This window comes from Citrobacter sp. C348 (assembly GCF_047467975.1).
Taxonomy (GTDB): Bacteria; Pseudomonadota; Gammaproteobacteria; order Enterobacterales; family Enterobacteriaceae; genus Citrobacter; species Citrobacter gillenii.
The window spans coordinates 29,708-41,718 of record NZ_JASJUJ010000003.1; the positions used below are offsets into that span (position 1 = coordinate 29,708).

The 12,011-nt window shown below is 54.1% G+C and carries 12 protein-coding genes and 1 pseudogene; 6 read left to right on the plus strand and 7 right to left on the minus strand.

Translation table 11 applies throughout. The annotated features are described in order from the left end of the window. Nucleotides 1–7 precede the first annotated feature (7 nt). From QNN86_RS06725 to QNN86_RS06750, 6 genes are all read right to left on the minus strand, one after another. Nucleotides 8–1,489 (minus strand): APC family permease, encoded by a 1,482-nt coding sequence (locus tag QNN86_RS06725; protein WP_414210815.1) that lies wholly within the window; start codon nucleotides 1,487–1,489, stop codon nucleotides 8–10. 274 nt (nucleotides 1,490–1,763) lie between these two features. Continuing rightward, nucleotides 1,764–2,684, minus strand: coding sequence for a dihydrodipicolinate synthase family protein (locus tag QNN86_RS06730; protein WP_182269908.1), 921 nt, complete (start codon nucleotides 2,682–2,684; stop codon nucleotides 1,764–1,766). After that, nucleotides 2,681–4,396 carry a dihydroxy-acid dehydratase gene (gene ilvD, locus QNN86_RS06735; protein ID WP_414210816.1) on the minus strand — a complete coding sequence of 572 codons (1,716 nt, stop codon included), beginning with the start codon at nucleotides 4,394–4,396 and terminating at the stop codon, nucleotides 2,681–2,683. Before ilvD ends, QNN86_RS06730 begins: the two co-directional genes overlap by 4 nt. Next, nucleotides 4,393–5,763 (minus strand): MFS transporter, encoded by a 1,371-nt coding sequence (locus tag QNN86_RS06740; RefSeq protein WP_115258610.1) that lies wholly within the window; start codon nucleotides 5,761–5,763, stop codon nucleotides 4,393–4,395. Before QNN86_RS06740 ends, ilvD begins: the two co-directional genes overlap by 4 nt. Before the next feature lie 33 nt (nucleotides 5,764–5,796). Continuing rightward, on the minus strand, nucleotides 5,797–6,444 hold the full coding sequence (locus QNN86_RS06745; RefSeq protein ID WP_174361079.1) for a 2-dehydro-3-deoxy-6-phosphogalactonate aldolase: 648 nt from the start codon (nucleotides 6,442–6,444) through the stop codon (nucleotides 5,797–5,799). Then, nucleotides 6,431–7,336, minus strand: coding sequence for a 2-dehydro-3-deoxygalactonokinase (locus QNN86_RS06750; RefSeq protein ID WP_414210817.1), 906 nt, complete (start codon nucleotides 7,334–7,336; stop codon nucleotides 6,431–6,433). The genes QNN86_RS06745 and QNN86_RS06750 overlap by 14 nt, the downstream gene beginning before the upstream one ends. Before the next feature lie 194 nt (nucleotides 7,337–7,530). Here QNN86_RS06750 and QNN86_RS06755 point away from each other — a divergent pair, with 194 nt between their 5' ends. Both QNN86_RS06755 and QNN86_RS06760 read left to right on the plus strand, forming a co-directional pair. After that, nucleotides 7,531–8,262, plus strand: coding sequence for a FadR/GntR family transcriptional regulator (locus QNN86_RS06755; protein WP_115258613.1), 732 nt, complete (start codon nucleotides 7,531–7,533; stop codon nucleotides 8,260–8,262). Between the two features lie 94 nt (nucleotides 8,263–8,356). Further along, a complete protein-coding gene (locus tag QNN86_RS06760; protein WP_096757192.1) occupies nucleotides 8,357–8,497 on the plus strand; it encodes a hypothetical protein in 141 nt (46 codons plus the stop codon). A 38-nt stretch (nucleotides 8,498–8,535) separates the two neighbouring features. Here QNN86_RS06760 and QNN86_RS06765 read toward each other — a convergent pair. Then, nucleotides 8,536–8,628, minus strand: a pseudogene (locus QNN86_RS06765) (LysR family transcriptional regulator); the annotation flags it as partial. A 271-nt stretch (nucleotides 8,629–8,899) separates the two neighbouring features. Between QNN86_RS06765 and QNN86_RS06770 the strand changes: the two are divergent. Genes QNN86_RS06770 through QNN86_RS06785 form a run of 4 tightly spaced genes read left to right on the plus strand, consistent with a single transcriptional unit; the run spans nucleotide 8,900 to nucleotide 12,005 of the window. Beyond that, on the plus strand, nucleotides 8,900–9,733 hold the full coding sequence (locus QNN86_RS06770) for an ABC transporter substrate-binding protein (RefSeq protein ID WP_414210818.1): 834 nt from the start codon (nucleotides 8,900–8,902) through the stop codon (nucleotides 9,731–9,733). Between the two features lies 1 nt (nucleotide 9,734). Continuing rightward, nucleotides 9,735–10,553: an amino acid ABC transporter ATP-binding protein gene (locus QNN86_RS06775; protein ID WP_115258615.1), complete on the plus strand. Its 819-nt coding sequence runs from the start codon at nucleotides 9,735–9,737 to the stop codon at nucleotides 10,551–10,553. After that, nucleotides 10,553–11,338 carry an amino acid ABC transporter permease gene (locus tag QNN86_RS06780; RefSeq protein WP_414210819.1) on the plus strand — a complete coding sequence of 262 codons (786 nt, stop codon included), beginning with the start codon at nucleotides 10,553–10,555 and terminating at the stop codon, nucleotides 11,336–11,338. Before QNN86_RS06775 ends, QNN86_RS06780 begins: the two co-directional genes overlap by 1 nt. Continuing rightward, entirely contained in the window at nucleotides 11,328–12,005 is a 678-nt protein-coding gene (locus QNN86_RS06785; RefSeq protein ID WP_414210820.1) for an amino acid ABC transporter permease, read from the plus strand. The genes QNN86_RS06780 and QNN86_RS06785 overlap by 11 nt, the downstream gene beginning before the upstream one ends. Nucleotides 12,006–12,011: the final 6 nt, after the last annotated feature.

Sequence of the window (12,011 nt, forward strand, 5' to 3'; positions counted from 1 at the left end):
CCTTTGTTTAATTATCCTGCCCCATATTGAGCTTGTTTGCGTAGGCTATCGCATCATTTTCCGGTGCCGCAGAGCGACCAAACGGACGCGTCAGGAACATGTAAACCAGTCCCGAACCCACCACAATCGCCAGGCCAAACAGCACTGTCCAGCGGTCGATGAAATCGCTGCTGTCGGCAGGCTGAGCCAGCAGCCAGATCCCGCACAGTCCGTAAGCTAACGCCAGCACGTTAACCAGAGTACCCCAACCGCCAATGGTCCACTCACCCGCCGGTTTCCAGCCTTTCAGGCGCTGGCGCAGCGCAGCCAGTACGACCATCTGGAAAGAAATGTAGATACCGATAACGGCAAACGCGGTAATGCGCGACAGATTATCGGGCTGGAAATAGACCCAAACACAGATAATCACCGGCAGTAAGCAACTGACCACCATGGCATTATCGGGAACACCATTTTTAGAGATTTTGGACATCCACTCGCTTCCCGGCAGCATTCTGTCACGGGAGAAAGAGAAGATAAGGCGGCTCAGCGCAGCCTGGAGAGACAGAATACACGACAGCATGGCGATAATCGCGACGATGATAAAGACCGTCGCGCCGGTTTCCCCCAGGGCCTCATTGAGGATAGCCGGGATCGGATCGGCCGTTTTACCGTTGACAATGCTGACCAGATTCGGCGAAGCCAGCAGATACCCCATGACGGAAATAATGGCCGAGATCGCGCCAAACACGATACTCAGGATCATCGCAATCGGGATTTTTTTGCTTGGGTTCTTCACCTCTTCCGCAACGTTGCCGCAGGCTTCAAAGCCAAAGAACATAAACAGACCCATCAGCGCGGCGGACATAAAGGCGGTGGAGTAGCTTCCGTCCTGGGCCAGCACGCCCATGGAATCAAATATCACCGAGAATGGCTGTGAACGGTGGAATATCAGCAGGTAAATCCCCAGCGCAATCACGCTGACAATTTCACACCAGAAACCAATTTTGGCGACCCGGGCAAGATTCTTTGTCCCGGACATATTCACCGCCATCATCAACAGCAGCAGCACCACGGATGTCAGCAGCATGGTGGCCGGCGTCTGACCATAGTGGAACAGCGACTCGACGAAGGTTGAGGTGTACTCCGCGATTGAGGTGATAGTTACCACCAGCGCCCACAGATAGATCCAGGCGGCGATCCACGCATATTTTTTCCCCCACAACCTTCTGGCCCAGGGATACAGCCCCCCGGTAATCGGATACTGAGAGGCCACTTCACCAAACACCAGCGCCACCAGAAGTTGCCCACATGCAACGATTAAAATCCACCATACCGCCGGTGGCCCTGCCAGCGTTACGGCAAGCGCAAACAGCGAATACACGGCGGTGAGCGGTGACAGGTAAGTAAAACCCAGCGCAAAGTTAGAGATAAGTCCGATCGAACGGTTGAACTGCTCTTTGCCATCTTTCTGAAAATTATCGTTTTTATTATCAGGTATCTGTTCCATATCTCTTTCTCTTTTGTGGAATAGTCACAGGGGTTAACGATTAATGTATAAAAGATATTAAGTTATATGTATAGTTGTTTTGTCATGAAATTGTTAAAAATGATCGCGCATCACGTTCCTGAATAAACAGGCTTACCGCATCATTGCGAAACATATCATTAACATTACGGCGGGTTGTGACAGGTTCAGAAAGGGACACAATAGAGGCGTTTAGCGAGGTCCGCCGCGCACCAGATCGGTGTTTCAGTTCAGGCGCGCGGCGTTGGTGTGCATGTCAGGTTATCGGTTCGGACAACACCGACAAACCGAACTGTTCAATAAAGCGATCGACCGTATTAATATCCTCATCCGTTAAGGTCCAGCCAGGTTTTCGACAATAATCATCGGCAATAATCCCCCGGCGCAGCAATAACGTTTTTTCAATCTGAATGATGTATTCACAATGCTGCATCCAGCGCTGAATATAGGGTAACAGCGCATCATGCAACTGCGCGGCCTGCTGCTGCTCTCCGGCCAGCCAGTGATGATAAATGCGCACATAAATTTCGCTGAACGAGCACCCCGGCATCACGCCTTTTCCCCCCGCGTCCAGCATTTGCAGCATATACAGGCCGGCATAGCCGTTCAGAACATGGGCCTCGGGTGCATGCTGGAGAAATTCACGCGTGTACGCCACCGGCGGATTACATTCAATCTTAAATACCGCGTGCGGATAGCGTGTTGCCACCTCGGCCAACTGCGCAGGCGTGACCGGAAATCCGGTCTCACCCGGTGCGTATTGCACCATCACGGGAATAGTCACCGCCTCCAGCACCGCAGAAATATGCGCCTGTACGGCCGCAAGCGACGGTTGCAGGAAAAACGGTGGCAAAAGCATCAGCGCGTCAGCCCCCATACTCTGATACCGACGCGCCCGACGTACAGCAAGGTCGGTGCTGTGGTCGGTAACAGAGACAGCACGAAACACGCGGCTATCCGCCAGTTCCGCCAGAAAGATTTCCGCCAGCTGCACTCGTTCAATATCGTCAAGCTTGGGAAATTCGCTGGCAATGCCAAACAACGTCAGGCCGTTAACGCCGGTGGTACTGAGATGGGCTAACAGGCGGCGAAAACTCCCCCTGTCAACGTCACCCTGCGGCGTAAACGGCATCGCCACAATAGGATTGACGCCCTGAATTTTATCGACCGAACTCATGAAAAATCCTCCCGGTCAGCCAGCACAGCGCCCTGCGCTGCCGGTAACGCCCAACGACGATACAAACGCAAGAATCCGCGCGGGACCTCTTTGTGCACCAACTGGCAACGTTGCTGACGTTGGTTCAGCTCGTGCTCTCCGACATTCAACGTCAAGGCGCGCTTTGGAATATCAATGCTGATGGAATCACCGTTTTCAACCAACGCCAGCACGCCGCCATCGCTGGCTTCGGGTGAAATATGCCCCACGAATAATCCGCGATTCGAGCCTGAAAAACGCCCGTCAGTGATCAGCGCGCAGGAATCAGAGAGGTTCATCCCTTCGAGGAATTTCATTGGCTTGTACATTTCCGGCATCCCGGGGCCACCTTTTGGTCCTTCATAGCGCAGAACCAGCACGCTGCCGGGCTGGATATCGCCCGAAAGGATCATCGCCACCGCGTCGTCTTCACTGTTAAAGACCACAGCAGGCCCGGTGAATACCATCAAATGATCCGGGACCGCTGCAGGTTTCACCACACAACCCATCGGCGAAAGATTGCCGTGCAGCACGGCGACGCCTGACTCATTTCGCACCGGGATTGCCAGAGTATGAATCACTTCCGGGCGACGGGTGACCGGAACGTCTCTCAGCCATTCTCCTTTTGTCTGCCCATTCACCGTCAGGCAAGTGAGATCGAGCAGATTGACGATCTCTTTTTCCACCGCCGCTACGCCTCCCGCTTCCCAGAAATCGATCATGTCGTATTCCGATGCAGGATAAAGCGAGGCTACCAGTGGCACCTGATGACTGAGGGCGTCAAATTCCGAGAGAGGAAGATGGCCCAGTTCCGCTTCGTAATAAATGGCCTGTAGATGCAGAATGGCGTTCGTTGATCCCCCCGTCGCCAATAAATAGGTCATCGCATTAAGGATAGATTCGCGCGTAATAATCTGGCGGGCGTTCACCCCACGCTTCACCAAATCGACTGCGGTCATCCCTGTTGCATAGGCGCACTCCCGTCGTTCGCCCGAGATAGCGGGCAACGTACTGCTCCCCGGCAAGCTCATGCCCAGCACTTCCGCAATACAGCACATGGTATTAGCCGTACCATACATAGTGCAGGAACCGTGCCCCGGCTCCGCAATATCTTCAATATGGCGGAACTCAGCGTCATCGATTTCGCCGCGACGTTTCCAGCCAATAGCCTCGGTGACAATATTGCCGTCCCAGTGTTTGCCTTTATATTCTGCGGGATACATCGGCCCGCCGTTCAGCAGAATCGCCGGAATATCGAGTCGCGCCGCCGCCATCAGCATGGCCGGTACAATTTTGTCGCACGAGCCCAGCAACACCATGCCGTCAAAGCGGTGGGCACGCATCATCACTTCTATCGAGCTGGCGATAATTTCACGCGCCGCCAGAATATAGCGCATACCGAGATGCCCTTCCGCAATACCGTCGCAGGGGGCGATAGTGCCAAATACCATCCCCACCCCGCCCGCTTCATCAATCCCTTTCAGGACATGCGCGGTCAGCTCATTGAGATTGGCATGCCCCGCCGTCGCATTGGTATAGCTATTGACTACGGCAATCACCGGACGGCGAAGTTGCTCGTCCGTGTGGCCCATCGATTTGTAGAGGGCGCGCTTTAACGCGCCATCATCACCACTGAGGATCGGATTGAAGTGTTCGCCACCACAACCGCCACATCCGCTGCCACAACTGCTCATATATGACCTCTTTTGGTTAATACGGTGTTTTCTGCCTGTACCGCCGTTTTTCGATCGCGAGGGTTAACCAGGCGAGCCGGGATGAGGAAAATTAGCGGTGCGCACAGCACCAGAAATCCCGCCAGAATGTACAATCCACTGCTGGTACTACCGGTGGTGTCCTTCAGCCAGCCGAGAACCGTGGGGCCAAAGAACCCGGCCAGATTACCGATGGAGTTGACTAATGCGATGCCAGCGGCGGCGGCCGTGCCCGAAAGCAGCGTCCCAGGCAAGCTGATATAGGTGGGAATCAGTGATAACGTGCCGGACATCGCCACGCAGATCCACGCCATCATCCAGAACGTTGAACCTTCATTCAGGGCGCTGAATGTCAGTCCAATGGCGCCAACGATTGCCGGGATCGCAATATGCCAGCGACGCTCCTGTTTCAAATCCGAATGACGACTGTTCCACAACATGAAGGCTGCGCCGAAGATATAGGGAACTGCTGCCAGCAGACCAATCGTTAAATCATCCTGCACACCTGAGCTTTTTATGATCGACGGCAGCCAGAAGTTAATCCCGTAGTAGCCAATGTTGAAGCTAAAGAAGATCACCGCCAGCAGCCAGACAAAGCGGTTACGCAACATCGCAGACAGGCTATGTTGTGGCATTCCCGCATTGGCGGCGTCTTTATCCAACTGGTCTTTTTGCAGATCCTGCTCAATAACTGCTTTCTCCTGGTCCGATAACCAGGTCGCCGATTTCACATCGTTGTCGAGATAACGCAGTACCACAAACGCCAGCAGGAATGAGGGGATCGCCTCCACCAGGAACAACCACTGCCAGTTGTGCAGATTACCCACACCTTCAAACATTTTCAGGATCAACCCTGACAGCGGGCTGCCGATAATAGTCGAGAGCGGAGTCACCAGAATAAACAGACCCAGCGTGCGCGCCGAGCGCCATGAGGGAAACCACAACGTTAAATAGTACACAATACCCGGGAAGAACCCGGCTTCCGCTACACCGAGCAGGAAGCGAATGACATAGAACTGAGTTGGGGTGGTGACAAACATCGTTAATGCGGATAGCACCGCCCAACTGGCCATAATGCGCGCTATCCAAAAACGGGGGCCAAAGCGCTGCATCAGCAGGTTACTGGGTACTTCAAAAATAAAGTAACCAATGAAAAAGATGCCCGCGCCAATGCCATACACCGTATCGCTGAGATTCAGCGCATCCTGCATATGGAGTTTGGCAAATCCCACGTTCACACGATCAAGGTAAGCAAAGAAATAACACAGGATTAAAAACGGGATCAGCCGTCGGGTCACTTTACGATAAACCGCATTTTTATTTTCGCTATCAAGGGTACGCGTATTCATCTTTCAGCCTCTTGAAGGGTTATTGATGCACGATCAGGTGTTTACCTGTTGCCATGCCTGCGCATAGGCCTGTGCGTTATGAAGAACCTGTTCACGACTTACGCCCGCACGGTACAGACCGCCGCCGCAGCCAAAGCCTTTTGCACCGCCCATGCACCAGCGTCTCAGCTGCTGCGCCTCGGCGGAAACGCCGCCAACCGGCATGCAAACAATATGAGGTGGCAGCACCACGCACATCGCCCGCAGTATCTCCGGGGAGATCATTTCCGCCGGATAAAACTTCAGCCCACTGGCTCCGGCCTCCAGCGCCATAAATGCTTCGCTCGGTGTCGTCACACCCGGTAAGCTGATGACGCCACGTTCCCGGCTGCGGTGGATCACTGACGTGTTCATATTTGGCGAGATAATCATCTGCCCGCCCGCCTCCACGACATTGTCGACCTGTTCAGGCGTCAACACGGTACCCGCCCCGACGATAGCATGCGCGCCAGCGCGTTCACGTAGCAGCGTGATCGAATCGAGCGCTCGTGGTGAATTTAGCGGAACCTCCAACCAGGTGAATCCCGCCTCAAGCAGTGCATCACCAATTTCAGGCGCATCCTCCGGCGTCAGGCCGCGCAGAATGGCGATCATCGGCAGCGGCGTTTTCTGCCACAGCGTGGCAAAATCAAAACTGTCCATTACGTTTCTCTGTTAATTGATGTTGAAGAGACTGCATCCCGGCGATAAAACAGCGATCGCCATCAATGCAGCGTGTCTGGACCCCACACGCAGTCGCGGCAAGCTGATAGCGACGCGTCAATGCCGCGCTGCCCACCAGCCAGATTTGCCCGGCGTAGTCCGTGGTAAACTCCGAGCCCATTAATAGGCCGGAGAGATAGTCGCCTACCGAGGAAGCAGGCAATTCTCCCGAAAGCCGCAGCGTTCGGGCAGAAAAAAGCAGTTGGCTTAACGGCTGGTCCCGACGAGCAACGTTCACGCCGCGCAAAAAAGCAGACTCATCCTCAACGGCTTCCGGTAGTGAGCGTCCGAGAAGCGAATGCGCGAGCAGCAGGTGGTACAACTCACCGGTCATGTAGGTTGAAAAATCGGTGACCTGCCGCTGCCGGACCCGAGCGTGTTTACTGTGCGTACCGGGTAAAATCGCCTGAAAATCGTCAAGCCCTTCCAGTAAAGCCAGCCCGAGCAACTGGACCTCTTCACCGCGCATCACATCCGGTATTTCACCCGCGGAAGATTGACGAAGACCCGGAATAATCCACGCCTCGCTCCCCCATGAGGTGGTGAAGTATTTGCTGCGCGAAATCAGACCGTCGGCCCCGGCAGGGAGCGGACAATAATCCACGTCATGCCAGCCCTGCTGCGATCCGACCATCCCGGCCATCACGATGACCGGCGAGGCATGCGCAAGCCAGTCGCCTAACAGCGTTTTCAGCGTCGCGTCAAACTGACCTTGCTCGACATGAAGCAGCCCGCAGTTGGCGCTGCGCTTATCCAGCACGTCTTTATCGTTGATCAACCACGCTCGGAAGTTAGACGTTCCCCAGTCAATCGCAATCCACGCCCCAGCCATCTTGTAACCTCAATAACTCAATCTTGTATGACAAGAATGTAGTTAATTTTATATGAACGATCTGTGAGCGCGATCGAGAAGTGCAACAAATCGTTATATTTATTAATCTGAACGGACATGAAATAAAATCTTGTATGCGTTACCTACTGCTTTATAGTTACAATGAAAGGACTCTCTTATCTTCAAGGCACACTATGACGACGCCCCAGGCCACAATTTCCGAAACGATCACCCGCGATCTGGCAATGAAGATCATCTGCGGGACCCTGAGCGATGGGGAGATGCTCCCCGGTGAAAATGAACTTGCCGTGCAGTACTCTGCCTCACGAACCTCAGTGCGAAATGCGCTGCATGTCCTGTCAGCCAAAGGCTTGCTGTCAATTCAGGCAAAACGACGCAGCACGGTAAACCCGCGCGAACTCTGGAGTTTTCTCGACACCGACGTGCTGGGCTGGATGGAAGAAGTGGGTATTGCGCCTGATGTCGCAGAACAACTGGTGGTAACGCGTCTAATGTTCGAACCTAACGCCGCCGCGCTGGCCGCCGCCAACGCCACGGCCCGCGATTTGGCCGCCATTGAGGAGGCCTGGACGCTGATGTCGCGTGGGCAACAGCAGGATAAGATCGCGCTGTTTGAGGAAGGCGATCTGGCCTTTCACACGGCGCTGTTAAAGTCCTGCCATAACCCGTTTTTGATGTCGATTGGCAATGCGCTTTCAGCAGCTATGATGCTGTCATTTAAACAGACACAGGAGGCTTCGGTCAGGGAAACAGAGCATGCTGTAGAACAGCACCGCCTGCTGCTGGAAGCCATTCGCCTTCGCCAAGGCGTTACGGCGCGGGAGTGCATGCGGGATATCATCCTGAGCGCCGCCAACCGACATCTGTGGACCACGCTACCGGAAAAATACGCGCATCTGATTTGACAGACGCCTCTAAATCGCAAGAATCGCTGCTGTTCAGCAACATTTTTGCAATATAATAAGGGGATGTTAAACGCTGAACCTGAACAGGTGACTGATGGAAATTGATCTCGATAATCTGGTCTTTGATGGACTTGATGAAGCGCAAGAGCGCAATGCGGAACGTCTGGAAGATGCAGACAAAAAAGCACAGGAAATGATTGCGGATAATGACTGCGGCGATGCCTGCAAAATCTAATCCCTGAACCGGCGTAATGCCGGTTTTTTTATCTCCAGTCAGCGTGTATAGCGCAATGCTTCAATCAGCGGTGCAAAGGCAGCGGTGTGCTGTTTGCGGCTGGGATAATACAAATAATAACCCGTAAACGGCGCGCCTGACCGTCTTTGAGATAATAGAGATCGTTAAAATTATCACGCAGCATGACTGGCCCCAATCCAACATCGGTTATCGGTTATCGGTACAGGCCCGCATGGAAATACAGTAGCGTTTCTGGATAATTTGCATTGTATTTACCCATTGTTAACAGCTATTTCACTAATATCATTTTGTATATAGATAAGAATTTTTTCTTATTTTGCGCCATCGATAAGTTATGGGAGCGTTAATAGCACAAACCAATAACTACAGGGATTTCATATAATGATGGCAACGAAAATTCAGCGCGCTAAAAAATCAATCCTGGCACTTAGCATATTGTCCGCGTCGGGCATGATGGCTTCGCAGGCTCAGGCCGATCAACTGGCCGATATCAAAGCTGCAGGCGTGGTGAAAGTCGCGACATTCGACGCGAATCCACCATTTGGCTCTGTTGATGCGAAAACACATAAAATTGTCGGCTACGACGTGGACTTTGCCGAAGCGCTGGCAAAATCACTCGGTGTAAAACTGGAACTGGTGGCAACCAATCCGGCCAACCGCATTCCGCTGTTGCAATCCGGTAAGGCCGATTTAATCGTTGCGGATATTACGATTACGCCGGAGCGGGCGCAGGTCATCGACTTTTCGGTCCCCTATTTTGTCACCGGACAGCAGTTCCTGGTGCCCGCAAAATCCCCGGACAAGCTTGATGATTACAGCAAGGCACGCATCGGTGCGGTGAAAGGCACTACCGGTGAACAGGCGCTACATCAGCGCTTCCCACAGTCACGCGTACTGGCCTACGACGATATTCCGCTGGCGCTGACCGCGCTGCGTAATGGCAATGTTCAGGCCATCACCCAGGACAGTACGATTCTGGCGGGCCTGTTAGGTGGCGCACCGGATAAAGCAGATTTCAAAATTTTACCTGACCTGCTGAGTAAAGAAGAGATCGGCGTAGGGGTGAAAAAAGGCGAAACAGCGCTGTTAAACGCGGTAAACGACGAGCTGCTGAAGCTTGAGTCGACCGGTCAGGCGGCCAAAATCTACGATGTCTGGTTTGGGCCTGACACCAAAAATTCCCAGCCCCGCGCCTTTAAAATAGAAGCGAAGTAATATGCTCTCAGGTCTGTTTCCTCGCTCCGCAGCACCAGCTGCGGATTTTACGCAGTTGCGTCAGGCGCGGGTCGAGCTGCGCAATGTGCATAAACAGTATGACGCGCAGGTGGTGTTAAATGACGTTAACCTGACCGTGGAGCCCGGTGAAGTGGTCACCATTCTGGGCCCTTCCGGCTCAGGGAAATCTACGCTTATTCGCCTGATCAATCAGCTTGAATCACTTAGCGGGGGCGATATTTTCATTGATGACCACCCGATCGGCCAGCTGCGCGGCGCGGCCTTACGTCAGTTACGCAGTCGCATTGGTTTTGTATTCCAGCAGTTCAATCTTTACGCACATCTGACGGCGCAGCAGAACATCTCGCTGGCGCTGGAATATGTTCACGGCTGGAATAAAACGGAGGCGAAACAACGCGCACTTGAGCTGCTGGAACAGGTCGGACTGGCTGACAAAGCCGAGGCCTACGCCGCACAGCTTTCCGGCGGTCAGCAACAGCGCGTTGCCATCGCCCGCGCCCTGGCCTCCTCTCCACAAATCATCCTGTTTGATGAACCCACTTCCGCGCTGGATCCCGAAATGATCGGCGAAGTGCTGCTGGTGATGAAAAACCTCGCCCATAGTGGCATCACGATGATTGTCGTCACTCACGAAATGCATTTCGCCCGCGAGATTGCCGATCGGGTGGTTTTCATTGATGGCGGCGACATTCTCGAAGTGGCGCCCCCCGAGGCGTTCTTTACCCGCCCGCAGCACCCAAGGACCCGACGTTTCCTGAAAAAAGTTCTCGACCCGTTACATCAGGAGTCATCGTTATAATGCACGCAATGGACTGGCAGGGAGTGCTGAGCGGGCAACCTCTGCAATGGATAATGTCAGGTTTTCTGACCACGCTATGGGTGACACTGGTGGGGATCGTACTCGCCACATTGCTGGCCATCTTACTGCTCGGCCTGCGCCTTTCGGGTAATCGCATCGCCGGTGGCATGGTCAGCGTGTGGGTTTCAGTTTTTCGCAACACGCCGTTACTGGTACAACTGATGTTCTGGTATTTCGCCGCATGGAATCTGCTTCCCCGAGGGGTAATTACCTTCATCAATGCTGAGCACCCGTGGTCCATTCTGCCGGGAGAGGTCTGGTGGTTAACGCCGGAGTTTCTCTGTTCGGCCTGGGGGCTGGGGATTTTTACGTCAGCTTTTTTGGTGGAGGAAATCGCCTCCGGTTTACAGGCGGTGTCCAGCGGGCAGCGGGAAGCCGCCGTGGCGCAGGGTTTTTCTTCCTGGGCGGTCTTTCGGCATATTCTGTTGCCTCAGGCCCTGGCGAACGCCTGGCAGCCAATCGTCGGGCAGTATCTCAATTTAATGAAGCTCTCATCGCTTGCCAGCGGTATTGGTTTCGCTGAACTGACCTACCAGGTTCGGCAAATCGAGAGTTATAACGCCCACGCGCTGGAAGCGTTTGCCGTCGGCACCGGGCTGTATCTGCTCACTGGGCTTGTGCTGGGAATGCTGCTCACGCGACTTGGCCCTCGGCCCGTACCGGCAAAGCGATCTACGGTAAAAACCCACATTTTGAGCATCCGGAGTCCACAGCATGATCGCTAATATTTCGGTGATTACCGACAATCTGGACTATCTCCTGTGGGGACGCGCGGCACAGGGACAGCCGGGGGGAGTTCTGCTCACGTTACTGATGGCAATTGGCGCTGCGGTGCTGGCGCTGCCCGCCGGGATTCTCCTCGCCTGCTGCGCGTGGCGGTTCCCGGGCGTGGTGCGCAAGGGACTGTTTGTCTGGGCGGAGTTTATTCGCGGCATTCCGCTCATTTTTGTCATTTTCTGGATGTGGTACCTGCTGCCCATGCTGACAGGCAGCGATCTACCAGGGGCGGCGACCGTCACGCTGGCGCTGGCCTGGTTTACCGCCGCCTCGGTGATGCACTCCGTGTATGCGGGCTTAAATGCGCTGCCTGGCGGTCAGTATGAGGCGTCAGTGGCTCAAGGATTTCGCCCGTTTCAGACGTTGTGGCTGATTTTACTGCCACAGGTGCTGCGTAATATTCTGCCATCGCTGACGGGGATTTTTATTGGGTTACTAAAGGATACGTCGCTGGCGTTTATCGTCAACGTTCCTGAACTGACGACGGTTGCCGGTCAGGTGAACAGCCGCGTGCAGATTTATCCGGCTGCGATTTTTGTCTTTACCGGACTGGTTTACTACCTGCTGTGTTTTGGGCTGGAGAGAGTCGCCCGGCATCGGTTCGCACTAAAATAATGCCAC

Coding starts and splice junctions, on each gene's coding strand:
- QNN86_RS06725 (WP_414210815.1), bottom strand. CDS start 1,489: ATGGAACAGATACCTGATAATAAAAACGATAATTTTCAGAAAGATGGC.
- QNN86_RS06730 (WP_182269908.1), bottom strand. CDS start 2,684: ATGAGTTCGGTCGATAAAATTCAGGGCGTCAATCCTATTGTGGCGATG.
- ilvD (WP_414210816.1), bottom strand. CDS start 4,396: ATGAGCAGTTGTGGCAGCGGATGTGGCGGTTGTGGTGGCGAACACTTC.
- QNN86_RS06740 (WP_115258610.1), bottom strand. CDS start 5,763: ATGAATACGCGTACCCTTGATAGCGAAAATAAAAATGCGGTTTATCGT.
- QNN86_RS06745 (WP_174361079.1), bottom strand. CDS start 6,444: ATGGACAGTTTTGATTTTGCCACGCTGTGGCAGAAAACGCCGCTGCCG.
- QNN86_RS06750 (WP_414210817.1), bottom strand. CDS start 7,336: ATGGCTGGGGCGTGGATTGCGATTGACTGGGGAACGTCTAACTTCCGA.
- QNN86_RS06755 (WP_115258613.1), top strand. CDS start 7,531: ATGACGACGCCCCAGGCCACAATTTCCGAAACGATCACCCGCGATCTG.
- QNN86_RS06760 (WP_096757192.1), top strand. CDS start 8,357: ATGGAAATTGATCTCGATAATCTGGTCTTTGATGGACTTGATGAAGCG.
- QNN86_RS06770 (WP_414210818.1), top strand. CDS start 8,900: ATGATGGCAACGAAAATTCAGCGCGCTAAAAAATCAATCCTGGCACTT.
- QNN86_RS06775 (WP_115258615.1), top strand. CDS start 9,735: ATGCTCTCAGGTCTGTTTCCTCGCTCCGCAGCACCAGCTGCGGATTTT.
- QNN86_RS06780 (WP_414210819.1), top strand. CDS start 10,553: ATGCACGCAATGGACTGGCAGGGAGTGCTGAGCGGGCAACCTCTGCAA.
- QNN86_RS06785 (WP_414210820.1), top strand. CDS start 11,328: ATGATCGCTAATATTTCGGTGATTACCGACAATCTGGACTATCTCCTG.